This window comes from Enterobacter sp. FB, from assembly GCF_000805795.1.
GTDB lineage: Bacteria > Pseudomonadota > Gammaproteobacteria > Enterobacterales > Enterobacteriaceae > Enterobacter > Enterobacter roggenkampii.
In genome coordinates this window covers 72602-97400 of record NZ_JSZC01000002.1, presented here as the reverse complement: position 1 = coordinate 97400, position 24799 = coordinate 72602, and the positions used below count along the sequence as shown (strand labels likewise).

At 49.2% G+C, this 24799-nt stretch carries 22 protein-coding genes and 1 pseudogene; 16 read left to right on the top strand and 7 right to left on the bottom strand.

Annotated features, from left to right (window positions below):
* Window positions 1-6 precede the first annotated feature (6 nt).
* Entirely contained in the window at window positions 7-1392 is a 1386-nt protein-coding gene (silC, locus tag PI91_RS00590; protein ID WP_039265236.1) for a Cu(+)/Ag(+) efflux RND transporter outer membrane channel SilC, read from the bottom strand.
* Window positions 1393-1581: 189 nt separating this feature from the next.
* On the opposite strand from silC, the gene silR reads away from it, so the two are divergent.
* The 4 genes from silR (at window position 1582) to PI91_RS00565 (ending at window position 4906) form a co-directional block, all read left to right on the top strand.
* Entirely contained in the window at window positions 1582-2262 is a 681-nt protein-coding gene (gene silR / locus PI91_RS00580) for a copper/silver response regulator transcription factor SilR (RefSeq protein ID WP_039265235.1), read from the top strand.
* Window positions 2255-3730, top strand: coding sequence for a copper/silver sensor histidine kinase SilS (gene silS, locus PI91_RS00575; RefSeq protein WP_032638115.1), 1476 nt, complete (start codon window positions 2255-2257; stop codon window positions 3728-3730). The genes silR and silS overlap by 8 nt, the downstream gene beginning before the upstream one ends.
* 250 nt (window positions 3731-3980) lie before the next feature.
* Window positions 3981-4412, top strand: a complete 432-nt coding sequence (silE, locus tag PI91_RS00570; RefSeq protein ID WP_000790483.1) for a silver-binding protein SilE — start codon at window positions 3981-3983, stop codon at window positions 4410-4412.
* A 143-nt stretch (window positions 4413-4555) separates the two neighbouring features.
* Window positions 4556-4906 (top strand): DUF305 domain-containing protein, encoded by a 351-nt coding sequence (locus PI91_RS00565; RefSeq protein ID WP_000694953.1) that lies wholly within the window; start codon window positions 4556-4558, stop codon window positions 4904-4906.
* A gap of 387 nt (window positions 4907-5293) precedes the next feature.
* Here the strand turns inward: PI91_RS00565 and PI91_RS00560 are convergent, their stop codons facing one another.
* Complete coding sequence (locus PI91_RS00560; protein WP_001372261.1) at window positions 5294-6202, bottom strand: HNH endonuclease; 909 nt, start codon at window positions 6200-6202, stop codon at window positions 5294-5296.
* A 636-nt stretch (window positions 6203-6838) separates the two neighbouring features.
* Here PI91_RS00560 and PI91_RS00555 point away from each other — a divergent pair.
* On the top strand, window positions 6839-7813 hold the full coding sequence (locus tag PI91_RS00555; RefSeq protein ID WP_039265234.1) for a diguanylate cyclase: 975 nt from the start codon (window positions 6839-6841) through the stop codon (window positions 7811-7813).
* 631 nt (window positions 7814-8444) lie between these two features.
* Here PI91_RS00555 and PI91_RS00550 read toward each other — a convergent pair.
* Entirely contained in the window at window positions 8445-10655 is a 2211-nt protein-coding gene (locus PI91_RS00550) for an AAA family ATPase (RefSeq protein WP_008322826.1), read from the bottom strand.
* 661 nt (window positions 10656-11316) lie between these two features.
* Here PI91_RS00550 and PI91_RS00545 point away from each other — a divergent pair.
* The 4 genes from PI91_RS00545 to PI91_RS00530 all read left to right on the top strand — a co-directional run bounded on the left by PI91_RS00545 (window position 11317) and on the right by PI91_RS00530 (window position 13949).
* Complete coding sequence (locus tag PI91_RS00545) at window positions 11317-11679, top strand: hypothetical protein (RefSeq protein WP_039265233.1); 363 nt, start codon at window positions 11317-11319, stop codon at window positions 11677-11679.
* A 62-nt stretch (window positions 11680-11741) separates the two neighbouring features.
* Window positions 11742-12308: a hypothetical protein gene (locus tag PI91_RS00540; RefSeq protein ID WP_048213826.1), complete on the top strand. Its 567-nt coding sequence runs from the start codon at window positions 11742-11744 to the stop codon at window positions 12306-12308.
* Window positions 12305-13084: a site-specific integrase gene (locus PI91_RS00535; RefSeq protein WP_039265232.1), complete on the top strand. Its 780-nt coding sequence runs from the start codon at window positions 12305-12307 to the stop codon at window positions 13082-13084. Before PI91_RS00540 ends, PI91_RS00535 begins: the two co-directional genes overlap by 4 nt.
* A gap of 334 nt (window positions 13085-13418) precedes the next feature.
* Window positions 13419-13949 carry a hypothetical protein gene (locus tag PI91_RS00530; protein ID WP_039265231.1) on the top strand — a complete coding sequence of 177 codons (531 nt, stop codon included), beginning with the start codon at window positions 13419-13421 and terminating at the stop codon, window positions 13947-13949.
* An 80-nt stretch (window positions 13950-14029) separates the two neighbouring features.
* Here the strand turns inward: PI91_RS00530 and PI91_RS25980 are convergent, their stop codons facing one another.
* Window positions 14030-14269 carry a hypothetical protein gene (locus PI91_RS25980; RefSeq protein WP_141227227.1) on the bottom strand — a complete coding sequence of 80 codons (240 nt, stop codon included), beginning with the start codon at window positions 14267-14269 and terminating at the stop codon, window positions 14030-14032.
* A 486-nt stretch (window positions 14270-14755) separates the two neighbouring features.
* On the opposite strand from PI91_RS25980, the gene PI91_RS00520 reads away from it, so the two are divergent.
* Complete coding sequence (locus tag PI91_RS00520; RefSeq protein ID WP_039265229.1) at window positions 14756-15553, top strand: hypothetical protein; 798 nt, start codon at window positions 14756-14758, stop codon at window positions 15551-15553.
* A 228-nt stretch (window positions 15554-15781) separates the two neighbouring features.
* Here the strand turns inward: PI91_RS00520 and PI91_RS00515 are convergent, their stop codons facing one another.
* The 3 genes and pseudogenes from PI91_RS00515 to PI91_RS00505 form a co-directional block, all read right to left on the bottom strand.
* A complete protein-coding gene (locus PI91_RS00515) occupies window positions 15782-16099 on the bottom strand; it encodes a hypothetical protein (protein WP_039265228.1) in 318 nt (105 codons plus the stop codon).
* Between the two features lie 86 nt (window positions 16100-16185).
* Window positions 16186-16539 (bottom strand): hypothetical protein, encoded by a 354-nt coding sequence (locus PI91_RS00510; protein ID WP_039265227.1) that lies wholly within the window; start codon window positions 16537-16539, stop codon window positions 16186-16188.
* 34 nt (window positions 16540-16573) lie between these two features.
* Window positions 16574-19551 (bottom strand): annotated as a pseudogene (locus PI91_RS00505) (Tn3 family transposase).
* A gap of 167 nt (window positions 19552-19718) precedes the next feature.
* Here PI91_RS00505 and PI91_RS00500 point away from each other — a divergent pair.
* The 6 genes from PI91_RS00500 (at window position 19719) to PI91_RS26315 (ending at window position 24718) form a co-directional block, all read left to right on the top strand.
* The gene (locus PI91_RS00500; protein WP_039265225.1) at window positions 19719-20360 is read left to right on the top strand and encodes a recombinase family protein; all 642 of its coding nucleotides are present in this window, start codon (window positions 19719-19721) and stop codon (window positions 20358-20360) included.
* A 304-nt stretch (window positions 20361-20664) separates the two neighbouring features.
* The gene (locus tag PI91_RS00495; RefSeq protein ID WP_039265224.1) at window positions 20665-21480 is read left to right on the top strand and encodes an SDR family oxidoreductase; all 816 of its coding nucleotides are present in this window, start codon (window positions 20665-20667) and stop codon (window positions 21478-21480) included.
* 28 nt (window positions 21481-21508) lie between these two features.
* Window positions 21509-22270: an SDR family oxidoreductase gene (locus PI91_RS00490; protein ID WP_039265223.1), complete on the top strand. Its 762-nt coding sequence runs from the start codon at window positions 21509-21511 to the stop codon at window positions 22268-22270.
* Window positions 22271-22312: 42 nt separating this feature from the next.
* Window positions 22313-23512: an MFS transporter gene (locus PI91_RS00485; protein WP_039265222.1), complete on the top strand. Its 1200-nt coding sequence runs from the start codon at window positions 22313-22315 to the stop codon at window positions 23510-23512.
* A 10-nt stretch (window positions 23513-23522) separates the two neighbouring features.
* On the top strand, window positions 23523-24458 hold the full coding sequence (locus tag PI91_RS00480; RefSeq protein WP_039265221.1) for a GlxA family transcriptional regulator: 936 nt from the start codon (window positions 23523-23525) through the stop codon (window positions 24456-24458).
* A gap of 116 nt (window positions 24459-24574) precedes the next feature.
* Window positions 24575-24718, top strand: coding sequence for a hypothetical protein (locus PI91_RS26315; RefSeq protein WP_232764368.1), 144 nt, complete (start codon window positions 24575-24577; stop codon window positions 24716-24718).
* Window positions 24719-24799: the final 81 nt, after the last annotated feature.

The following is a 24799-nucleotide window of genomic DNA, read 5'->3' as shown; positions in this document are numbered from 1 at the left end:
ATAAATTTACTCTACCCAACCGCCACCCAGCGCGGTAAACAGATTAATTTCGTTAACCTGTCGGGAATAGGTAAGATCGAGAATGGTTTGCTGCGTAGCGAAGAGGGAACGTTCTGCATCCAGCACTTCGATGTAACTGACAGCACCACTTGCATATAATCCTCTGGCACGCTGGAGAGTTATCTGAAGTGAATCAAGATAACGCTGCTGTGACTCAAGTTGCTGGCTAAGGCTGTCGCGCAGCGCAAGCGTGTCGGAAACATCCTTAAAGGCTGACTGAATTTTTTGTTCGTAATTAACCACCGATTGTTGCTGGCGAATTTCAGCCAGCTTCAGATTGGCTTTATTCCTGCCAGCATTAAAAATAGGAATTTCAATTTTAGGGATAAAATTCCACATTCCACTTCCTGACGTAAACAGGCTTGACAGCTCCGTACTGCTTGCGGAAAGACCACTGGTCAGTGTAATGGAGGGGAAAAAGGCCGCTCGCGCTGCGCCAATATTGGCATCAGCCGCTTTCAGCTGATATTCCGCTTCCATAATATCCGGTCGCTGCAGCAAAATTTGTGAAGATAGATTTGGTGGCAATTTTACTGGTGCGATCTCCCCGCCTTTCATCCCTTTTTCTGACGGAAGTGCGCGGTACGTTCCCAGCACCAGTTGCAGGGCATTGTTTGCCTGAGCCAGATCGCCTTCTCGTTTGGCTATTTCGGCGCGGGTACTTTCGATTTGTCCTCTCGCCTGTTCAAGTGCCAGAACGTTCGTACTCCCGGTCACGAGCTGTTGCTCAACGAAAGCATAGGACTGTTCATAATTTTTCAGCGTTTCCCGCGCAATACGGAGTTGTTCGTACGCCAGTTGCTGGCTGAAATAGCTCTGTGAAACGTTGGAGACCAGCAGGATGTGTACGGCACGACGGGCTTCTTCGCTGGCAAAGTAGTTCTGGCGATCAGCCTCACTCATGTTCTTAAGTTTGCCAAAAAAATCGAGCTCATAGCTGAGCTCCAGACCCGCGTCGTACTCCTGTGTGGTCGGCTTGTCACCTTTCAGACTACCGTTGTATGTGATCCCGGATGAGGCATTCAGTTGGGGATAACGATCTGCATCCGTGACGTTGAACTGGGCCCGGGCCTCTTCAACCTTCAGGGCAGCCATTCTCAAATCACGGTTATTATTCAGGGCTTCACCGATCAGCCTGCTGACCTGGGGATCGACAAAAAAGTTTCGCCAGCCCGTATCCTGATAGCGGTTTACCGCAGGCGTCAGACTGTTTTTAGACAATGAAAACTGCTGGGGAACCGGAGCTGGCGGACGCTGATATTCAGGTGCCAGAGAAACACAACCAGCCAGGATGAATATGGTACTGATGCTGAGTAATTTTAATTTGAACATAACGCTTCTCGTACAGGCAGACCTGGTAAATGGTTCAAACGAAGTCCAGAGTATTGATAGGGATACTTTACCGAACGCTCTCTGTTTGCCGGGTGACAGGATAATGACAATGTTGTCATTTTTGCTGTAATCCGTTGATAACGATCGTGGGCGCAATAAAATGACATTAGCAGCCAGCCGGGGAGCATGATGAAAATATTAATCGTTGAAGACGAAATTAAAACAGGTGAATATCTCAGCAAGGGGCTGACAGAGGCGGGGTTCGTCGTGGATCACGCTGATAATGGTCTGAACGGATATCATCTTGCCATGACAGCCGAGTATGATTTAGTCATCCTGGATATCATGCTGCCTGATGTAAACGGCTGGGATATCATCCGTATGCTGCGCAGTGCCGGAAAGGGGATGCCGGTATTACTGCTGACGGCCCTTGGCACGATTGAACACAGGGTCAAAGGACTTGAGCTGGGTGCGGACGATTATCTGGTGAAGCCCTTTGCGTTTGCTGAACTGCTCGCCCGGGTAAGAACCCTCCTCAGGCGGGGAAACACGATGATCACGGAAAGCCAGCTTAAAGTGGCTGACCTCTCGGTTGATCTCGTATCCAGAAAAGTCAGCCGCGCCGGGAACCGCATTGTGCTCACCAGTAAAGAGTTCAGCTTGCTGGAATTCTTCATTCGCCATCAGGGAGAAGTTCTTCCCCGCTCCCTGATTGCCTCTCAGGTCTGGGACATGAATTTTGACAGCGACACTAACGCGATTGATGTCGCAGTAAAGCGACTCCGCGCTAAAATAGACAACGATTACGGGACAAAACTGATCCAGACAGTGCGGGGCGTGGGCTACATGCTGGAGATCCCGGATGCATAGCAAACCGTCCAGACGACCTTTCTCACTCGCTCTGCGGCTGACCTTTTTTATCAGCCTGTCCACAATACTGGCGTTTATCGCCTTCACCTGGTTTATGCTGCATTCTGTTGAAAAGCATTTTGCCGAGCAGGATGTCAGCGATCTGCAACAAATCAGCACCACACTGAGCCGTATACTCCAGTCCCCGGCAGATCCGGATGAAAAAAAAGTAAGCAAAATAAAGGAATCAATTGCCAGCTACCGCAACGTTGCCCTTTTGCTCCTCAATCCCAGGGGTGAAGTGCTCTTGAGCTCAGCTCAGGGGGCGGCACTACGCCCGGCAGTGAATTCAGCAGATTTTAGCGAGCACAGCCGCGCACGGGATGTCTTTCTCTGGACGGTGGAGGATCCTGCGGGACCGATGGATACCGGGTCCGGAATGAAGATGGAAACATACCGGATTATCGCCTCCTCTGGCCAGGCGATATTTCAGGGCAAACAGCAGAACTATGTCATGCTGACTGGCCTCTCCATTAATTTCCATCTCCATTACCTTGATGCGCTGAAAAAAAATCTGATTGCAATCGCTGTTGTGATAAGCCTGCTGATTGTTCTGATCATTCGCATCGCTGTCCGTCAGGGGCATCTGCCCCTTCGTAATGTCAGCAATGCCATTAAAAGCATCACCTCCGAGAATCTTGATGCGCGGCTGGAACCGACACGGGTTCCCATTGAGCTGGAGCAACTGGTTATCTCGTTCAATCATATGATTGGAAAGATTGAGGATGTCTTTACCCGCCAGGCCAATTTCTCTGCCGATATCGCGCACGAGATCAGAACGCCCATCACCAATCTGGTGACACAGACTGAAATCGCGCTGAGTCAGGATCGAACCCAGAAGGAACTTGAGGATGTCCTCTACTCCAGCCTGGAAGAGTATAACCGGATGACCAAAATGGTCAGCGACATGCTGTTCCTGGCGCAGGCAGACAATAATCAGCTGATACCTGACAGGGTCATGTTTGACCTCAGAGCGGAAGTCATGAAAGTCTTCGAGTTTTTCGAAGCCTGGGCCGAAGAACGCAATATCACGCTCAAATTTGACGGGATGCCCTGCCTGGTTGAGGGAGATCCACAAATGTTCAGAAGGGCGATCAATAATCTGTTATCCAATGCCCTGCGTTATACCCCGGAGGGACAGGCAATCACCGTCTCAATAAGAGAGCAGGAGAGCTTTTTTGACCTTGTGATTGAAAATCCGGGGAAACCGATCCCTGAAGAACATTTATCAAGGCTGTTTGACCGTTTTTATCGGGTGGATCCATCCAGACAACGAAAAGGAGAAGGCAGCGGCATCGGCCTTGCGATTGTGAAGTCAATCGTGGAAGCACATCACGGAAGAGTGCAGGTGGAATCAGACGTACGCTCCACGCGTTTTATCTTATCCGTGCCCAGACTGGAGAAAATGATCCCGGAAACCCAATGCTGAAAATAAAGATGTAAATGACAAAGATGTCATTAGCCTGTCATGCAGCAAACAGAAGCCATTCGATATAATTAGTGCAACTTATCAGGAAGGCTGGATTGCTTCATCAATACCCGGCGTCAGAGTACGCCAGGAAATGAATATCCAGCCCTCTTCCGGAGAAATAAACGCTGCCGAACTTGTTTCAGTTATGGAACTGAAAACACCGGTTGTACTTCCCCGGACATCACTAATTCAGAAATGGAGAGTTATCATGAAAAATATCGTATTAGCATCTTTGCTGGGCTTTGGTTTAATTTCATCGGCCTGGGCCACTGAAACCGTGAATATCCATGATCGCGTCAACAATGCACAGGCTCCTGCTCACCAGATGCAGTCTGCTGCGGCTCCTGTCGGGATCCAGGGGACTGCTCCTCGTATGACCGGTATGGACCAGCATGAACAGGCCATTATTGCTCATGAAACCATGACGAACGGCTCGGCGGATGCGCACCAGAAAATGGTGGAAAGTCATCAGAAGATGATGGGAAATAACACGGTATCCACGACCGTCCCGTCAACGTCTTACGCGGCGATGAATGAGCATGAAAGAGCAGCGGTTGCCCATGAATTCATGAATAACGGGCAATCCGGCCCACATCAGGCCATGGCCGAAGCGCACCGCCGCATGATCAATGCAGGCTGAATGCGACGGTAGTATCCGTGCTGTTACCTTTTCCCTGATAGATTTTCCTGAAACAACGTTGCTACATTTTTGCCCCCCGTCAGGGGGCTTTTTTGTCTGACTCAGCTACACTTAACCGGTACCTGTCTGAAAGGAATTATTATATGAAAATCAAAAACACCCTTTTTGTAATATTAATGTTATCCCTGCCAGCCATTTCTGCTGAACATTCGGAAATGAAAATGTCAGATATGCACTCATCGGCATCATCACAGGAATATATGGCTGGCATGAAAAATATGCATGAAAAAATGATGGCCGCCGTTAATGAATCCAATCCCGATAAGGCCTTTGCAAAAGGTATGATCGCACACCATGAAGGGGCAATCGCAATGGCTGAGACCGAGCTCAAATACGGAAAAGATCCCGAAATGAGAAAGCTTGCGCAGGACATCATTAAAGCTCAAAAAGGTGAAATTGAGCAGATGAATAAATGGCTTGACAGTCATAAATAATGAACACTGGAGTGTTGTCTTGCGCACCCTCTTAGGGTACCCCCGGACACGAAAATATATAGCACTTAACTAATTAATAACCCTAATAATTTCGGGTTTTTAATGTAACTTTCTTTTCTGAACGGAAATAATAGTCATACAATTTAATTTTCTTGTAATTACTCCTACTTTTAATCAGGTACTGGACGATGGATAACGACTCCCGCCTGAGAGGGAAAATCCGTCTGGTTACCTGGCGCTATACTTAACCGATTGATCGACATGCCATGCTGGTAAAATATTAAAATCCTCCCCCATAAATCTGAACCACATGACAGGATTGATAGTCAGGCAGTATTTCACATTCATTGCTAAAAAAATAAAAATAAGCATGCATCTTCTCGAAGATTAATTACCTTCCATCTTGTAAAAAAGAATCAAATCCTCTAATAATATCTCGATTCCCGCTTTTTTTAATACATCTTTCCGCTCGGCATATATTTTCCTCAACATATCTTCAAACCCCTTGCCAAGATGAATTTGTTTATGGCAGTTGCAACATAGTGATATGATATTCTCTTCCACATCCAGTGAATTCTCAAAATAGTCTTGCTTTGACATCGGGACAATGTGATGAGGTTCTGTGTAATTTAGAGGAGAGTTTCGCCTTCTGAACGTTGGATGGTCGCAATTAATTTCACATTTATAATCAGCTTTGTTAAGCGCATTTTTTGAAACAGATTTACTTCTTGGGTATGAGAGTCCATTTTTGACTTCTATTGCAGCTTTCTTAGGTTTCGCTTTTTCGCTATACTCAAATGTCTGAGTAACGTCAAAGTGATTACTTTCTTCTAGAGCAGTGATCAAATCATTATCTGAGTAAAAATCAATGCTTGAGCTTTCGTTCGTACTAAAAAAATCTAGTTCTTTTATTGCCTGAACAAGTTCTTCACGGATAGTCCATAAATTTCGCTTTGGGTTTCCTTTAATTTCTCTACTTTTCATGACTGTAATGAATTTTGTCCCGGAAGCAATCTTTCCGACTCCTTTAACCTCGAATCGGCCAAGCTGCTTCTGAACTCTTCCACCCAACCCATTGATTACACCATTAGCACTCATACTGTGCAGGTCGTACTTCTTGCCGATATCGAAACATGTACAGGAATGGTCTGGCTCAATGAACCATTTTTTTAACGCTGCAATACTTTTGTCATCAAAAACTTTTTTATCCCTTAATAAAATCTTCCATTCTTCAACGCTAATATCTATATCACAGACGTATTCACCATCAATTACTTCACATATTTTTTCAATCATGTCCATAACTCTCTTGTAACACAGGCTTTGTAATAATGTAAAATCCGTTACACGGCGTTGTATGTAATGTCATTGTCTCTTGGACTCCTACAGTCCAAAACAACTTTGTGTTTTGTTGTCCAAAAACTTTTTGTTGCCGTGAGTTCTCACTGAGATAAATCTCGCCTTGAGCGTATCACATCAGCAGACTTCCTCTCAACCTTATGGACTTAACCCGGTCATTCTTCACGACAAAGAAAGTACGGCATTTTACATGACGAAGAGACGGTCTCAGCTTCACATGACCGGATAACGTTTTTAATGTACTTCATTATTACGGCACGGGTGTTCAACGAGTATTTTTAAATATTAATCATTTTGTTTAACGGGTGGATACCTACAAATTTTAACATTTACTAATCAAGATAGCAGTTGTACGTACTTTCCCGGCAAAAATCCTGAGGTTTACAGATTCCCTCACCGTAACAGACCCGGTCATTCCCCTGGTCCTCCGGAGAGTCTAGTACGAGTGATAAACGTGAATTCCTGTACCTGAAGTTCAGCCGCTGGCAGATAAGTCGTGAACTATAATTACACTCAGTCAGATCCAAACACCTTTTCATCTGCATATATACTTTGTACATACCAGGAGATTACATGCAGGCACCCGGTATACCGGAGAATGAAGAACAGAGGCTGAAGTCCCTGTATATTACCGGCCTTCTTGATACCCGTGACGATGAGCGTTTTGAACGCCTGACGCGGCTGGCCCGCAAAGCCTTTCAGGTCCCGGTGGCCCTGATAAGCCTGCTGGATCGCGAGCGCCAGTGGCTCCTCGCCTGCCAGGGCGTCGGCGTGCGCGAAACCCCGCGTAACATCTCGTTCTGCGGGCATGCCATTCTGCAGGAGGGGCCCTTCATTGTTCACGACGCAGCTGCTGATGAGCGGTTCCGTGACAATCCCCTGGTCACCGGTGAGCCCCACATCCGGTTCTACGCCGGCCAGCCGGTGAACCTGCCCGACGGCACGGTGGCCGGCACGCTGTGCCTGATCCACACCGTTCCCCGCGCCTTCACGGATGATGACATTGCGTCCCTCCGGGATCTGGCCTGTATCGTGGAAGACGAATTCGAGGCCATCAGCATGGCCATGACGGACAGCCTGACGGGCATTCCCAACCGGCGCGGGTTTTACCGCGCCGGCGAAAAACTCTTCCGCGCGATGAACCGGCAGGATGCGTCGTTCAGCCTCATCTATTTCGATCTGGACAGGTTCAAACCGGTGAACGATCTCTGGGGACACGCAGAGGGAGACGAGGTGCTGAAGGTTTTTGCCGGCTTTTTACATCAGCACCTCGAACCGGGCGAAATAGCAGGCCGCCTCGGCGGGGATGAGTTTGCCGCCCTGATCCGGCGAAACGGGAACACGAGTTCTTTTCTGCAAGCGCTGAGTGCCAGTTTGGGTCATTACAATGACACCTCGGGTAAGCCCTACAACATCAATTATTCCTTTGGCGAACTGATCAATAACGCAGACCAGTACGCGACGCTGGCGGAAATGATCGGCAAATGTGACGAAGTGATGTACCTGAAGAAAAAACGAAAGACCCTCTCCCGGAAAGCAGAACCGTGACGCTTTCCTTCCCGGCTGATCCCCTGCCCCGGGGTTCAGCCGGACGGCAGGAACAATATATTTAACCTCATGGCGCATAAAGTCATTTATATTTGCTCATGGAGCAATAATCCTCTCATCGCAACAATTACTCGTTTTTTGTGTCCATGCTGCAATAATTCCTCTCTTCCTCTCCCGAGATCTGAAAAATAGGCAAAGTCGGAAATATCACGCTCGGCTGCCTGGAGGGAACTTGAATGCGGGACGGCCGTTAACAGCATGAGCAGTGACTTTCATTAGGTTTGGTTATTCAAAGCTGGATGCACATCGCAGTTAGCTCCCGGACAGAATGGGAGCCCTGATTTTCCCTTTTTCAAATGTGGAAATGATTTACGTCAAACCGGAACGGGGCTTATAATCAGCTGTCGTCACCTCGGGTGTTCCCCTCTGCGCTTTTTACCGCCTGTAAATGGTTACAGGGACTTCCGGCAGTAGCCGGACTGTAAAAGGAAACCCGCCATGAAACCGAAAATTGTACCCGTTGTACGGTATACACGTTTTCGTTTCGGGCGCGTAGAGCATGTGCGTAATCACATGCGCTCGCTCCCGACGCGTTAAGTGAACGGTACCCGCAGGTGACGATACTCTTTGTTTACGCCTCTGTTTCCGGCCGTTCTTCGGATTCACCCATCATGGCAAGATAGTGTTCATGGTCATCAGTGTGAATAAACACTTTCCTGAACATGTTCAGATAGCGTTCCTTATCGATGACGCCGGTTGAGAAAAGATTTCTACCGTCCGAATGCGAGTGGCGGTTGATGGCCCGGTAAAATGAATCATATTCTCCGGCATCGCTGTGTTCCGTTGCCAGAGACTCCAGGGCTTCTTTAAGCTTTTCATTCTTGCAGGAAAAGCTGAAATAATACTCCAGAATATTCCTCATCGTATTGAACAGCACCACGGGCTGGGTTTTCGCATCCCTGACGTCTTTCAGTGTCTGCCATAACGCCTGATATTCATTGAGCATTTCGTGCATGGAAAGCGTTTCGCAGGAACTGTAATCCGACTTGATGATGCGAAACAGCGACCAGTTTGCTGGCGCTTTCCTGCCATCCTGCAGGCGGCCGCTGTTCAGCAGCATCTCCTGGAAGAAAAACATATTATGCGTCAGTATCACCACATGTCTCGCTGCAGCGGCCTTAATTATCTTCCGCTTAATGAGTGCTGCAACTTCATAGATATAGTTATGTGACAGGCTGGAAATCGGGTCATCAATCACAATGAGTTTATTTTCCGGATGGATGGTTTCCGGGGTAAGACTGCCCGAACACGATTCGATGAAATAGAGAAAAGCAACCATTGTTTTCTCACCCTCACTGAGGGATTTGAAGACTTCCGCCTTTTCTGGCTCGCTTCCCCGGCGAAGACGGTACAGTTTCATCTCTGCATCATGGCAGATGATTTCAAAGCCGGTGATCCCCAGCAGCCTGAGATTCGCATTGATACTGTTAATGGTTGGCTGGATGTCGGAGAGCTGTCCGGTCAGCCTGTTCGTCTCATCATCCAGTGTTTTCTTACTGGCAGCCAGGGCGCCGACTTCACGCAATCTGGTGTCGATTTCGTTCTGCAGTTCGCCAAGCTGCCGGTCACGCCCGGCAAAGAACTCCTCACAAATTCCCCTGAGGTGCGCCATAACTTCCGTATACAGGTTCTGTTTTTCCTGACTGAAGTTTTCAGCAAGACGGTTGTTTTCCCGTACCCGGATATTTAAAACGTCCACTTCCTTCCGGAGCTGCACCAGGGGATCCTGAACGTTCTCGGGTTGTACCTGCCGGGAAGGCTCTTTAATTTTAGTAAGGAGCTGCTGTAACAGGATCCGGAAGCCTTTATTGACCGTTTTCACCAGGCTTAAAATCTGACTGTCCTCATCAACGAAAGCATGGGTCGTAACACGGCGTTCTAATTCGGCCAGGGCATCACAGTCCTGAGCAAGTCGTTCTGCGGCCTGGCTCAGCGCCCCGAGAGACGTCTGGTATGACTCATCAAACATCTGAATGAGTTCGCGCGAAAAGGCCGTGACATCCAGGGACTGCTGGCAGAATGGGCAGATATCGTCGTGTATATACTGCTGTCCCTGGCGCACCCAGTCAGCATTACCGATCTTCTGAATGAGAGCAGAGAATTGCGTACTGCTTGCAGGCATCACGGGTTCCTGCATCAGTGTCAGGGTGTCTTCCGTTAAAACAGTTGTCGGGGGAATATGAATTTCGGCGACAAGCGTTCCTTCGCTCTGACTTAACATCCGCCATTTATCCGCCAGCGCCTCAGCCGTGGTGCTAACCTCCGACAGCGGTGTTGCCACCATACGTTCGTAAAACGATCGTTTAATTTTAGCGCCATCCAGGAAATCGCTGAGGATTTTCCTGTCATTGACTGTCCGGTTGAAAATATCTTTGGCACAGCTGTCAGTGACCGTTTCCTTCATACCTTCCTTCTCGGCGATCTCCTCATTCAGCTTATCTGTCCGGGCACTCAGTTTTGCGCTTTCTTTATTATTACTGTTTATTTTGTCCTGGCTTTCCTGATTGGCCTCGCTGAGGGTGAAGATCCCGGGCTGATAGTCAGAACGGGTGAACTTACTGTCAATGTATTCCTGATTAAAGACCTGAAAGTGGCTGACGTGCGGGCTCTCAAAGGTGCAGTGCCGGTATTTATCCGCCTGCCGGTCATAGAAATAGCCTGATACCGTGGATTTTCCTGAGCCGTTCTGGCCATAGATGAGTGTCACCTTACTGCTGAGATCAAAGCAGATATCCCTGTCAGGCGCGTAGCTTCTGACGCCCCGGATCCTGAGTTGAGCCATTTTTTTCTCCTTGTTGTCCCTGAGTTTGCCCAGTCTTTCCATCGTAGCCCACTTTGCATTCGGGTTATGTCATCCCGATCAGATTTATCTTAACCACTCCTGCGCGCTAAACCTGACATGACAGGACGGGATAGATCGCGGAATTTGTTTTGGTGTATTAATGCAGAACTGGCAACAAAAATAATGTTTTTGTGCGCTTTGGTTATTAATACCTTAATAACAATAATCTCATTACATTATTGCTTAATATGCAGCAGTATCTTTCCTTCGTCTTGAAGATCCGAAAACCCTGAGTCCCGGATCTTCTTCAGACACACCGGCGCGCAGCTGCCAGGAAACACAAGATGTAGCGGTGTTTTCAGCTGTAAATGACGCTATATGTTGTGTCCCTCCCCTTCCCCGTGACCGCCCGCTCACCACCATAAAATGGCGCTTTGCTTATTCTCTGACCGTGTTACACTTCCGGAAAATCTGGAATACGCCAGAAATCGGATCACCAGAAAACCGCCATCCGGTAATTTAGTTACGGATTTATATGTCTGCGTATTATCTGGTGGGTGATGATTGTGGCAGGGAAAGTTAATCAGGTGGCAATCAATGATGTCACTAAGTGTGATTACTCTGAGTGACTATTTATCAGCAAACCAGAAAGGAGTTTAGGATGGCACGTTCAATACCGGTGAAGATTGGTCAGAAGGAATTTAAATCCAAAAAAGCCGCTGTGGACTATTTCATGGATCAGCGTGAAGCAGTCAAAGCAGTGAGCCCGCTGAAAGAGGGAGAGTTGTTTGATGAATTGCGCGACCTTTATCTGCGTTACTGCGAAATCACAGACTATCCACTGGGCAACCGGGAGATTTACGCATTCAGCGTAAATTATGAAACTCGTCATACCGACCAGAACTACGGTACGTATTTGTGCTACTGGGTACATTTTTCACCGAAAGATACGGATGGATTGTCCTTTTCAGTCAGAGAAGCGGTTGATGCGATCGCCAAAGCTGCTGCAACTGAACAACGATAGCTAAGGGCGGGATTTCTCAGTATGTACTCAGCGCTACGAACGGTCTGATCAGGGAACAGTTAATGAACACGATAGTAATACGCGGCCTGCTGGTAATGCTTCTGATCGGTATGATCCAGGGCCGGCCCGGAGCAGCAACCCTCAGTGAAATGCGGGCGCTCAACGCCACTCAGAAACCAGGAATGACCATTGTCTGTCAGAGCAGGACGGTCATTCCTGTTAACGGCAAAAAAGAACCGGTGACCATTGATGAGAGACTCAGCGGATATGTGGTCAGTAATACCGGCGACATGATGGTTCTGGATGTGACGTATGAACAGAGAGATGACGGAAAAGACGAACCATTCCATACGGAAAAGTACCTTCTGACCACAACCCTTGAAAACGAGCGCCAGAAGATGGAGGTTGATATGCGCACTCTTAAAATCATGGTGCCAAAAGCCCGCCATCTTGAAAGCGGATTACGGGAAGTCATGGAGGCCGAACCAGTGACTTACACCGATTACGGTACATACCGCATCACAGCACTTCCGGCTTATGAGATCCTGCCGGGCAGGGATAACCCCGGTGCGCCATCCATGCATTGCGCACCCGCCATGAACGCGTCAGTACCGGGAGACACACGATGATGCCGTCTGTTCCCGGGCAGGGCGTCATGGTTTCTGCCACGCAGTTTCCGGTGGCCATCGACTACCCGGCGGCGCTGGCGCTGCGCCAAATGGCCCTGGTACATGATGAGCTGCCGAAGTACCTGCTGGCGCCGGAGGTGAGCGCCCTGCTCCACTACGTTCCCGATCTGCACCGCAAAATGCTGCTGGCGACACTGTGGAACACCGGCGCACGGATCAACGAGGCGCTGGCCCTGACCCGGGGCGATTTTTCGCTGGCGTCGCCCTGGCCATTCGTCCAGCTGGCCACGCTCAAACAACGTGCGGAAAAAGCGGCCAGAACGGCAGGACGGGCCCCGACTGGCAGTCAGGCTCACCGTCTGGTTCCACTCTCCGATCACCAGTATGTCAGCCAGCTGGAGATGATGGTGGCCACACTGAAAATTCCGCTGGAGCGCCGTAATAAACGCACCGGCAGAACGGAGAAGGCGCGCATCTGGGAGGTCACCGACCGAACGGTACGGACCTGGCTGAATGAGGCCATCACCGCCGCGGCCGCTGACGGGGTGACCTTCTCCGTGCCGGTGACGCCGCACACGTTCCGTCACTCCTACGCCATGCACATGCTGTATGCCGGTATTCCGCTGAAGGTGCTGCAGAGCCTGATGGGCCACAAGTCGGTGAGCTCGACGGAAGTGTACACCAGGGTGTTTGCGCTGGACGTGGCCGCAAGGCACCGGGTGCAGTTTGCGATGGACGGCGCTGAGGCGGTGGCCATGCTGAAAGGGAACATTTAAGTGCATGCATTCAGGTATACCCCAATGTGACAGGCTGACGCGCCCGCCGGGCTTGTCCAACCCTTCGCCTGCTCAGATACAAGCTCTGAACAGACTCACGGTTTGCGATGTGGGTCAACAAAAATAAATACGTTCACCAGAAATATTTTCTGGACACTTTTTCCGATAGCGCCGGAACGTCTAGGGCGAAAAGCATTTTTTGTACATTACTGGTGCATCTTTAAAGGTGCCAGGACGAGGTATTGATTTAACTGGACATAAAGTGCTGTCTGTCCAATCCGCCGGGGATTTATACTGATAGCCATGATCATCACAGAAATAAAAGGGATAGCAGATGGCGGTTGAGTGGGTGGATGTGGCTGACAGTGCCGTTAAAATCGGGCTGGGCGCGTTAATCACCATTATTGGCGGCTGGGTTACACTGAAATTAACACATCGTCATGAAATAAGGAAAGAAGCATTAGCTCAACGACTGCGGGATATAGATAAAAAAACAGACCGCTATATCGATTTCCTTTCTTCATCGCAAACGCTAATGCAGAAATATCTTTATGAATCATGTGAACCGGGTAGCGAGGATTACACCGATTATATGCGGTTGCATAATATTGTGAGTCTTACCTCTTCGTCAGAGTTACGAGTTTATGCGTTTGATACTCAGGCAAAAGTATCGCAATTTATTTTGCTCAGTAAGCCCAGTGATCTTATTGATTCCTGCCGTAATGCCGCGAGAGACTCCGTTTCACTGCTTCAGGGGGCAGTGAGTGCTGAATTGCTTCAGGAAAAAGCAGCACTTCAGGGTAAACCCCATGCGTGGTGGTCATTCTGGCGGAGGCAGGGCAAAAACGTAGACAGAATCACCTGAATGTCTAACCGCGCGGGGAATTAAACCGGAAGCTCCTGAAAGACCGCTAAAGCGATCATTTAGGAGCCTGATATATCAGTTTATCTTTCGTCACCGCTTTGCGATCTTACAAACATGTTTAGTTCATTTTGTGGTTCTAAGAATTTGTTGACCACTAAAAATTCTATACTTGATGGCAATATATATTCGATATAGCCCGGAACCTGATGGTACGGTCTTAATTCAAATGGTTCGTTTAACTTACTGATTCTTTTAATCATATTCCATGCTCTTGCGGCTATTTGGTTTTCTGTCGCTAACCATAATTCACGTTCTGACATTTTTAATACCTTTGTTATTTGGGAAGCGTGGAGCTGTCATTTATTTTAAGCTCTGAAGAAAACGGACTTCCTGAAATTCAATCCACACGGTTTTAATACTTGTTTTGTGTGCATAAATCATATCAAGGAGAGCAATTTCCTCGTCTGTGGGGGCCGAAGGATTAAAGAACAAGTCATCATTGAAATACCATTCCTCAGAACTGCAATTGCTCCTGTCAAATCGCTCGAAGATAAACACATCATTTTCGTCAATATCGAGATTATAATAATACATAGCGGAGTCATCCTAATCATTCGCGTTTGACATGTACTCAACCGTTAGCTGTATTACGTTACTATCCGATTAGTATACAAGGCAAGTTCCTGCGTAGCTATCGGCATTGGACGAAATTGACTGAGTGTCCAGTGTGAGTCAGGATAGTGAAAAACATGGTAGAATTTGAGTATCACTGACGTATCCAGCTATAGAGAAACATGGACGGCACTATGATGCAAAAGACTTTAGCAGAACGGTTTGACTCACTTGAAAAAGACTATCAGGACGTTTTATCAACCAAATCTATGCATTTCAGCTCAATGCTGAACGTAAACAAAATGTATGTTGATTCAGGAAAGTACAAGACATGGATTGGCCGGGTTAAAAAGTTACTTGAAGACAGCTACGGAAAAGATTCAGATTTTTATAATGACTTTATAAAGGCTCAGAAAGGGTTTTATGCCTCGAACTATGAGGTTCTTACCATGCAATTAAAACCGGCCTTCGACGCAGCTAAAGCTGACTTGGCTTATGCCCTCCCCCTGAATTCAAATCCTGTATTTAAAGAAACTGACAGATTAGATCTGATAATTAACGTGCTTGAAAGGTTTCCAGCGTTCTGTCGCCAGCTGAAAAAGCGACATGACGACAGAAAAACCATTGAGGTGAACGACGAGTATGACGTTCAGGATCTGGTTCATGCGCTTCTGACGCTGCATTTCGATGACATCAGACCCGAAGAGGCTTCGCCTAGCTTCGCAGGTTCTTCATCCAGACAGGACTTTCTTCTGAAGAAGGAGAAGATAGTCATTGAGGTGAAGAAAACTCGCCGGTCTCTAGGGGCAAATAAAATTGGAGAGGAGCTGCTCATTGATATGGCCCGTTACCGTGCACACCCGTACTGTGAGACGCTGGTCTGCTTTGTGTACGACCCTGAAGGTTGGGTGAATAACCCGAAAGGTGTGATAGACGATCTTGAGGGGAAAGATACCAAAGGAAAGACAAGAGTGGTAATAGCTCAGTTCTGATTTTCACTATGCTGGACAGAATGACGGGAGCGTCCAAGTGGTGCGGGAATTAATGATAGGTAGCCAGCACTCACTGCCAGATGCTGTCAGCGGGGGCTGATTTTAACGATTGGTATCATTTGATACCAATCATCTGAGCAATAAAACATGAATAATAGGGCGTAAGGAACTAAATACAGATTTTATAGGTATCAAATGATACTAAAGGTAATGGCGACCATATTGTTATTATGGTGTTGGTGGTGTCCACCCTGCGCTTTGTGCGGCTATCACCCATTGTGGCAGACCTGTAAGTGCCTTTTTGTGACAGTACGTGTAGAGTTGCTTTACAGTCGTTATACGAGCGTTATCCAGCCGGATTGTTTGGCTAGATAGTTTTTTCTTAATTGCTAGCGCTTGCTCAGGCATTAAATCAGTAATAGCTGCCCTGAGCGCACTTGCAAGTGCTGGATCTACAGGGGGCGTATCCAGTATTTTCTGTAACTTAGAAATGTGATCTTTGAGTGTCCTTGCTCCTGAAAGAGCTGTAATTACATCGTTGTACATTAGTGAATCCTGATTTGCGGAGGTTTTCTGATTATTGCTTATTGGAGCATAAAATGATACTGGACAGAATTACCTTTATGTCCAGTTTACCAATCTATTTCACCATTATCTCCGTTGTATAAGTCAAATCTGCGCGGATACTCTGTTTCCATATCTGCCCTCCAGAATCGTACAATTTTATTGTCATCGGGTTGATAGTGATCTGTAACTGTGAACTCGAATTCTTCAAATATCATATTCATCTCTAACCAGGCGTTTCGCGCATCCCCATGAAACCATTCAGACACGGCTTCATCATAGAAAGATATCCTTCCAACAGTTTGTGCAAGTTGCTGATGGATAGCACTTTCTAGCATCCCCAACTTAACATTTAGTAACGCTGGCACAAAATAAGCCACTTGCAGCGCTAGCGTTGGATCTCCGGTTCTGATGTCTTTCATAGGGGTCAGTTTGGATATCGAAAATTATTGTACGTTAAGGTTGTTTTTTGACCTTTCTACTTTAGCGGGCCTCAGCCGACGAAACCTACCGGAAGCCGGTATCCGGTTGCTTTTCCAGATGTAATCGCCTGTCAGATTGATATGCTCCCAGCCTAGTGGAGACAAATGCGACAGCAGTTGTTCGTTGATCTTTAGTCCCTTACGCTTCAGGGCATCGATCGCCCTTTCCATATACATAGTATTCCACAGCGAGATCGCAGCCGTCAGCAGCGTCAGTCCACTGGCGCGATAGCTCTGATTTTCCGGCTTCCTGTCCCTGATTTCTCCCAGCCGGTGCATAAATACCGCCCGCGCCAGTGCGTTACGTGCCTCACCCTTATTCAGCCCCGCCTGTACCCGCCGACGCAGTGCAGGATCGCGGAACCAGTCGAGCATAAACAGCGTTCGCTCAATGCGGCCAATTTCTCTCAGTGCTTTGGCAAGTCCGTTTTGCTTGGGGTAGCTGGCTAGCTTTTTCAGTATCAGGGATGCTGTCACGGTTCCCTGCTTTATCGAGGTCGCCAGACGCAGCACTTCACGCCAGTGAATTTCGATCTCTTTCAGATTCAGGCTGGTAGTTGATATCAGTGACTGAAGCGCCGGGTACTGGTCCGCTTTCCCTTTGATAAACAGCTTCTTGTCGTGGAGATCCCTGATTCGCGGACAGAACGCAAATCCCAGCAGATGCATCAGGGCAAAGACATGATCGGTGAAACCAGCTGTATCGGTGTAATGCTCCCTGATTTCCAGGTCGCTTTCGTGGTACAGCAGACCATCGAGAACATGGGTTGAATCCCTGACCCGACTGATTATGCAGGTGTAAAACGGGCTGTATTGATCCGAAATATGGGTATAAAACTGACGTCCGGGCTCCTGCCCGTATTTCGGGTTAACCTGCCCTGCGTAGCGGCCTGAGCTGCCTGTTCTGAAATTCTGTCCGTCTGATGATGACGTTGTCCCGTCGCCCCAGAATGCTGCCAGTGGTCTTTTTCCCTGCGCATTTACCAGTTCTGCAAGAGCGGCTGAATAGGTTTCATTGCGGATGTACCATGCCTGAATATCTTCGAGTGATGATTTGGTGCTACCGGGGCAGGCTTCTGCCATTTTGGTCAGGCCAAGGTTGATACCATCCGCAAGGATGGTGGTGAGGAGCAGGCGGGTATCGGGACGGGTAATGTCATTTTTTATATGCGAAAAATGACGGGTAAACGTCGTCCAGCTGTTTACCTCGTCGAGAATTTCCGTGATTTTAGGGCGCGGTAGCATGCTGTAAACCAGTTCTGCCAGCGGTGAAACCTGCGCCGGAACGCTGTTGTCCAGCGGAGAGACTTTTACGCCCCTGTCGGAAATCTCCACATCGGGCAGTTCACCAAGGGCAGCCATGGCATTGACCTCTTCAAGTCTGGACTGAAGCAGGGTCATGCGGTTGGTAATGTACTCATGAAAATCAGCAGATACGGGCAATGGCAGCGCCGGTGTGAGTTTGTCAAAGTCCTTTTCGGGAATGAGGTAATCATCAAAATTTTTGTAGCGGCGTGAACCTTTAACCCAGATGTCCCCGGAGCGCAACGCCCCCTTAAGCTCGCTGAGAGCACAAAATTCATAGTACTGCCGGTCAATACCTGCGGGTGTAATTACCACCTTGCGCCAGCTTTCGGGGACAAACTCCAGCGGCGCTGTCGCCGGAACTTTACGTGACTGTTTCCGGTACATATCCTTGATCACAACCAGCGAATTAGCCAGAGGTTGCGCTGCCGGGGTTGCGACTAACTGTAAAGCGGACAACATGCGCGGGGCATATTTCCGTAATGTGCTGTATTTCTCAGTAATAATATGCAGTGGGTCAAAATTATTTTTTCTGGCGAGATGACGTGTTTCCTCCAGACTGGCGACAAATTCAGGCCACGGGAGTATGTTTTCTATTGCGAGCCATGGATCGCCACCGGAATCGCGGGCATCAGACAGCGCCTGGCCGACATCGATGTACTGCCTCAGTTTTGACTGGATCAGCTTTCCTGTCTGCTGAAGGCGCTCAGCCTGTGTTCTTTTGGCTTTGCTGAAAAGGCTGCTCAGCATTCGTTCATGCAACTCAATCACTTCGTCTGTCAGTATGGCTCTGGCTTCTTCCAGCACGCACACCAGGATCGCATGACGCCGGGCTGCTGAAAATCGGGTCAAATCCCGGCTGCTCATCTTTCGGCCTTCACGCGCCAGTTTCAGCAACCGGTTCTGGTGAATGGTACGATCTATGCCTTCCGGTAATGCCAGCGATTCAATGCTGCTGAGCCGATCAAGATGTTGCAGCACGTTCTTACCATTGATTTTACCCGGCGGTTGCAGAAGCCATGTCAGCCTGGAAGACTGATTATCCGATGACTCAAGTAAACGATCCAGCGCATCCCTGTGAGCCTGAGTTAACGGGGCATTCAGGGTCTGAAATACGATTTTATCGCCGCCTGCCATGGCCTCCGCACAGGTACGCTCCACGACATCAATCGCGGGGATTATCACGTTGTTCTTCCGGAGCCAGACCAGCAGCTCTTCGGCCAGAAGAATACCTTTATTGGTGCGCGTCGCCATCGGCAGCAGGTGTGTAATACAGTCCTGCTGTATTTTGCCGGTAAACGCTTTTACGCCAAGATAGCGGTACAGTTCAGTTAAATGTTCGCGTCGCGTGGTTTCCCTGCCGGAAAGGTAAGCAGGCCAGAGATCCCCGGTAAGTTTTAGCCTGCCGGCGATATGCTTCAGCAGCGCATCAGAGGGTAGGATTTTTTTATCCGGGGCAAAGCCGACATTTTTCAGATAGCAAAGAAGGACGGCAAAACCAAAACGGCTGGCAGGTTTACGGTGGGCACTGATAAGTGCAAGATCATGTTCACTGAAATACGCCATCCGGGTCAGCGTTAACTCATCTTCCGGTAATGCCAGTAATGATTCTCTTTCCGACAGAGAAAGAATCTGCCTCCTTGCCATATAGTTTCCCTCGTAAATTATTTGATGCGGTATTTTTAACAAAAATGGTTATCGCATAAGGGTACACCCTGACGCCATAACCAAAACGTGACGGCACACGATAAATGACATAACCTATATGCGATAGAATAAATGCAATAACCTAAATGCGATAATACGGTGAAAAAATGTTCATCAGAGCTTATTTAAGGGCATCGACGGAAGATCAGTTCGCCGATCGGGCAAAAGAGATGCTGGAGCAGTTTGTTCAGGAACGGGGACATAAAATAGCCAGTTACTACCGGGAAAACATCAGCGGTACAAAACTTGACCGCCCTGAGCTGGGACGCTTACTGATGGACAGCCATCGCAATGATATTTTACTGGTCGAGCAGATAGACCGCCTGACCCGTCTGAGCAACAGTGACTGGATGACGCTGAAAAAGCAGATAGAACAACACGAGCTGCGGATTGTCAGCCTGGATGTGCCCACCTCATGGCAGGCGCTGTCAGATAAAGACCCCTCGCAGGCTGACCCAATCACCCGCGCCGTGATAACCGCCATCAATAATATGCTCATCGACCTGATGGCCGCGATGTCGCATAAGGACTGGCTGAGCCGCCGCCAGCGCCAGAAGCAGGGAATTGAACGGGCACATACACTCGGGAAATACCGGGGTAAACAGGCCGATCAGGAGCGACATCAGAAAGTCCTGTACTACCGGCAGGTAAAGAAACTGAGTATCCAGGAAACGGCTGATGCTACGGGCTACAGTGCGTCACAGGTTTGCCGGATACAAGCGCTTCATAAAAATAATACATCTTCCTGAAAAGCTGAAATAACAGTGTTGATTTGCAGTCATGGCGTAATAGTTAGCGCTCTGTGACTAGCAGCCTGACGCATCATCTATGTAAGTAAAGTCCACTGTGTGCCAGGTGCGGACATTACTGTACACAGTAAGCAGGCTTATGTGTCTGAAATGAACCCGCAGCCCGATAGTCATTTTCTCTCCTTCCCACTACCCGAACCGAAATACGAAATGACCTAAATAACTACCATATTCGTCATTTACGACATCCCTTTCTCACTTATGATTCTCTCATCGAATCAATGGTGATCGAAAGGAGTCTGCAATGAGTCTCGCAACACAAACAGGTAAAGGCACTGCCGTCATCACTGGTGCATCCACCGGCATCGGTGCTGTTTACGCCAGTCGACTGGCGCGCATGGGATACGACCTGATCATTATCGCCCGTAATCATAACCGCCTGAATCAGATGGCCAGCCACATTACTGCGGACACCGCCCGCAGTGTGGAAGTGCTGGCAGCCGATCTGGGTGATGCCCAACAGCTGGCAGCAGTGGAGAAGAAACTGCGCTCCGATGCCAGCATTACCCTGTTGGTGAACAATGCCGGAGTCGGTACACATACGCCTTTGTTGTCTAGCGACGTCGATCAAATGCAGGCGATGATTAATCTTAATGTCGTCGCCCTGACCCGTCTGACTTACAGCGTGGTTCCTGGTTTTGTCGCGCGAGGTGTGGGTGCCATCACCAATATTTCATCGATTGTCAGCCTTGCGCCGGAACTGCTTAACGGCGTGTACGGCGGCACAAAGGCCTTTGTTCTGGCCTTCAGTCAGTCACTCCATCATGAACTCTCTGAAAAGGGCATTCACATTCAGGCCGTGCTGCCGGGAGCGACAGCAACACCGTTCTGGGACAACGGCGGTTTACCCCTTGAACAACTCGATAAGTCAATAGTCATGAGTGCTTACGACCTGGTGGATGCGGCGCTGGCGGGTTTTCTTAGCGGGGAACTTGTCACCATCCCCTCACTGCATAACGACGCTTACTGGCAAGCCATGGAGCGGAATCGGCAGGCCATGATCCCGCACCTCTCAAGTAATGTACCCGCCAGCCGTTATCGCACCGGACTGACTCACTAACATTGTATTTGCCAACAGGAATAACCCTATGAAACTGACAGGAAACACGATTTTTATCACTGGCGGCACGTCAGGTATTGGCCGCGCAATGGCAGAAAAATTTCATCAACTGGGTAATCAGGTGATCATTTCAGGCCGTCGTAAGGCTCTTCTGGACACGGTCACGGCGGCCAACCCGGGGATGGATTCCGTGGTACTGGATGTCACCGATGCGTCCAGCATTAAATCGGCGGCGAAAGAGGTGCTCTCCCGCTATCCGGCACTGAATGTGGTAATCAATAACGCTGGCATTATGCCCTTCGATAACGCTGCTGCCGAACTGGATGACGATATGGCCACCACCTTACTGAATACCAACCTGTTGGGCACTGTTCGGGTCAGTTCAGCTTTTGTTGAGCAATTGAAACAACAACCGGATGCAGTATTGATCAACAACAGTTCGATTCTGGCTTTTTTACCCCTGGTGACGAATGCACTCTACTCAGCCACTAAAGCCGCGATTCATTCTTACACCCTGTCGCAGCGTTTTCTACTGCGCGATGCCGGCGTGAAGGTCATTGAAATTTCACCCCCCTGGGTCGATACCGATTTGATCTACAAAAGCGGTGATTCACGTGCGATGCCATTAGCCGATTTTATCCAGCAGACCTTTGAAAAACTGGCGACAGATTCCATTGAAGCGATTGTCGACAGTGTGCTGCCAGCCCGTGCGAATCAGGGTGCTAATGAACACGAGATGGTGAACGCGTTTAATCAGTCAATGGTAGATAACCCAATACCGGTTGCCTGACCTGCTCTGGGGCAGGCAACTGCCCCTTCTCTGGAGTTTATGATGCAAAATCACCTGTCAGCATTTCAAAAGCGTGCATTATGGGCGCTTAGCCTGGCCTATTTTATTCAGGCGACCGGTTCGCTTTCCGTGGCGGGTAGTCTGGTCCCCATTTCCCAGGAATGGGGCATCAGCGACGCTCAAAGTGCCCGCCTGCTCTCCATTTTCGGTCTGACGTTTGCACTGGGCGCGCCGCTGGCGCAGGTTATGTTCGGCAAGTTCATGCGCAGAGCACAGGTGCTGGCAGGCATGCTGGTATTTGGGCTGGGAGCCCTGATTTTTGCCATCGCGCCGGACTACAAAGTACTGGTGGCTTCGCGGATTGTAATGGGTCTGGGTGCCTCCCTGATCGGGCCGGTACTGATTGCGCTCGGTGCAGAGTTAGTCGCCCCTGAGGAGCGTGGCAGTGCTATTGCCATGATCCTGCTGGGTGTATCTATGGCCAGTATGGTCGGTATTCCGCTGGCGGCATGGCTGGCCACTGTCTGGGGTGCGCGTATGCTATTCACGCTTATCGCGCTGGTGAGTGTTCTCACTGCAGGTGCCGTTTTTTTGCTGGTACCGGACGTCGTCAAAGGTGTTGATATCCGCTTACGCCAGGTCGGTGTGGTGCTAAAAGAGGGCAAATCACTGGCCGCTTTTCTGGTCGTCTTTTTTATCACCTCTGGTGTGTACGATATGTACGCCTTTATCTCACCGATGATCCGCGATCGCTGGCAAGGTGATGCATCAGCTATCTCTATCGCTCTGGCTGTTATCGGTGCGGCGGGTATTGTGGGGAATCTTTTTGTTGCCCGTGCAGCACGCCACTTCAGCGCGGAACACTTACTGGTTACCGGTCTGATGTTACTGGTGACGGATATGCTGCTCGTCATGCTACTGCCTGCTCAGCTGTCATTGCTGTATCTCCTGCTGGTCGTCTGGGCCTTTTCCACTGACCTGTTATGGCCCACTCAACAGCGGCGTATTGTGGAGATCTCGACCGCAGAAACGCGTGGAATTTCGCTGGCATTAACCAGCGCCTTTATGTTCTGCGGCATTGGGTTTGGATCGGCGGTAGCATCATGGCTTTATCCCCTGTCGGGTTTTTACGGTGTAATGATAAGCTCAGTAATGTTCCTGCTGCTGGCACTGGCCAGCCTGTGGACCTCTGAGCGGTTACGGGCCCGCTCCGCGGAATATCAATCAGTCCGCCTGTCATAAAGGAGTTCCAATGCACCGTATAGGATTAATCATTGCCGATCATTTTCAGATGCTGGCGCTGTCTACGCTGACGGTATTTGAGTTTGCCAATCTGGTGGCTGAACATCCGTTTTACCAGCCGGTGGTCTACTCCGAACACGGAGGAACCGTACGTTCTTCTTCGGGTATCGGCGTGGATTCGACGAAGTTGACTGAGGAAACTCTGGTAGATACCTGGCTGGTAGCAGGCGTGCTTTCACCTGTTGAGGATCCCGCCAGCCCCGGCGTGATTCATTTTCTGCAAACCACCGCCCGTCAGGCACGCAGGATTGCCGGAGTCTGTACCGGTGCATTTGTGCTGGCACAGGCTGGCCTGCTGGAGCAAAAACGTGCCACCACGCACTGGGCACACTCACAGAGCCTGGCATCGCGGCATCCCACGATTCAGCTTGAAGATGATCGTATTTTTATTATTGATGACACTATCTGGACGTCTGCAGGCATGACCGCGGGGCTGGATATGGCGCTTGGTATGGTGGAGAAAGATCTCGGTGCAGATATTGCCCGTACGGTCGCGCATCGCCTGGTGATGAATCAGCGTCGCTCCGGCGGTCAGAAACAGCATTCGGAAATGCTTGCTCTGGCACCGCGCTCAGATCGCCTGCAAACGGCGCTGGAATATGCCCGCCACAATCTGCGCAAAACGCTGACGGTGGAAATGCTTGCCGATGCGGTGCATGTCAGTGCTCGCCAGCTCAGCCGCCTGTTTCGTCAGGAGACAGGCAAATCTCCGGCGAAAGCAATTGAAGGGCTGCGGCTTGAGGCCGCGCGCTTGATGATTGAGCAAAGCCGCCTGTCACTGGATGCCATTGCCCGCGAGTCCGGTTTTCGCGACAGACGGCATATGCGGGAGGTGTTTATTCGCGGGTATGGCATTCCACCTCAGTCGCTTCGCGCAGGGCGTTAAGCCGTACGGCTGTTTTCACTCATCCAGTGAAGGTGTTAACCAGGTTCATGGGGTTATTTTTCTTTCCCATGAGCGTAGGCTAGCCGCCTGGTTTATCACTGAAAGGACGTTCGAATATGCACGATAATATTACACTTGTTGCCACTATTACCGCCCGGCAGGGCGCACGCGAAAAGGTACTTCTGGCACTTAAAACTGTCGAACACGATGTGCAGGGGGAAACCCGGGTGTTTACAGTATCAGTTGTACATGAACCGTGAAAATGATCACCAGTTTATGATGATTGAACGCTGACAGTCAGCCCTGATGCTGGAAAAGCATACCCAGGCAGCACCGTTCAA

Excerpts from the sequence above, each read along its gene's own strand:
- silC (WP_039265236.1), bottom strand. The coding sequence starts at position 1,392 with ATGTTCAAATTAAAATTACTCAGCATCAGTACCATATTCATCCTGGCT.
- silR (WP_039265235.1), top strand. The coding sequence starts at position 1,582 with ATGAAAATATTAATCGTTGAAGACGAAATTAAAACAGGTGAATATCTC.
- silS (WP_032638115.1), top strand. The coding sequence starts at position 2,255 with ATGCATAGCAAACCGTCCAGACGACCTTTCTCACTCGCTCTGCGGCTG.
- silE (WP_000790483.1), top strand. The coding sequence starts at position 3,981 with ATGAAAAATATCGTATTAGCATCTTTGCTGGGCTTTGGTTTAATTTCA.
- PI91_RS00565 (WP_000694953.1), top strand. The coding sequence starts at position 4,556 with ATGAAAATCAAAAACACCCTTTTTGTAATATTAATGTTATCCCTGCCA.
- PI91_RS00560 (WP_001372261.1), bottom strand. The coding sequence starts at position 6,202 with ATGATTGAAAAAATATGTGAAGTAATTGATGGTGAATACGTCTGTGAT.
- PI91_RS00555 (WP_039265234.1), top strand. The coding sequence starts at position 6,839 with ATGCAGGCACCCGGTATACCGGAGAATGAAGAACAGAGGCTGAAGTCC.
- PI91_RS00550 (WP_008322826.1), bottom strand. The coding sequence starts at position 10,655 with ATGGCTCAACTCAGGATCCGGGGCGTCAGAAGCTACGCGCCTGACAGG.
- PI91_RS00545 (WP_039265233.1), top strand. The coding sequence starts at position 11,317 with ATGGCACGTTCAATACCGGTGAAGATTGGTCAGAAGGAATTTAAATCC.
- PI91_RS00540 (WP_048213826.1), top strand. The coding sequence starts at position 11,742 with ATGAACACGATAGTAATACGCGGCCTGCTGGTAATGCTTCTGATCGGT.
- PI91_RS00535 (WP_039265232.1), top strand. The coding sequence starts at position 12,305 with ATGATGCCGTCTGTTCCCGGGCAGGGCGTCATGGTTTCTGCCACGCAG.
- PI91_RS00530 (WP_039265231.1), top strand. The coding sequence starts at position 13,419 with ATGGCGGTTGAGTGGGTGGATGTGGCTGACAGTGCCGTTAAAATCGGG.
- PI91_RS25980 (WP_141227227.1), bottom strand. The coding sequence starts at position 14,269 with ATGTCAGAACGTGAATTATGGTTAGCGACAGAAAACCAAATAGCCGCA.
- PI91_RS00520 (WP_039265229.1), top strand. The coding sequence starts at position 14,756 with ATGATGCAAAAGACTTTAGCAGAACGGTTTGACTCACTTGAAAAAGAC.
- PI91_RS00515 (WP_039265228.1), bottom strand. The coding sequence starts at position 16,099 with ATGTACAACGATGTAATTACAGCTCTTTCAGGAGCAAGGACACTCAAA.
- PI91_RS00510 (WP_039265227.1), bottom strand. The coding sequence starts at position 16,539 with ATGAAAGACATCAGAACCGGAGATCCAACGCTAGCGCTGCAAGTGGCT.
- PI91_RS00500 (WP_039265225.1), top strand. The coding sequence starts at position 19,719 with ATGTTCATCAGAGCTTATTTAAGGGCATCGACGGAAGATCAGTTCGCC.
- PI91_RS00495 (WP_039265224.1), top strand. The coding sequence starts at position 20,665 with ATGAGTCTCGCAACACAAACAGGTAAAGGCACTGCCGTCATCACTGGT.
- PI91_RS00490 (WP_039265223.1), top strand. The coding sequence starts at position 21,509 with ATGAAACTGACAGGAAACACGATTTTTATCACTGGCGGCACGTCAGGT.
- PI91_RS00485 (WP_039265222.1), top strand. The coding sequence starts at position 22,313 with ATGCAAAATCACCTGTCAGCATTTCAAAAGCGTGCATTATGGGCGCTT.
- PI91_RS00480 (WP_039265221.1), top strand. The coding sequence starts at position 23,523 with ATGCACCGTATAGGATTAATCATTGCCGATCATTTTCAGATGCTGGCG.
- PI91_RS26315 (WP_232764368.1), top strand. The coding sequence starts at position 24,575 with ATGCACGATAATATTACACTTGTTGCCACTATTACCGCCCGGCAGGGC.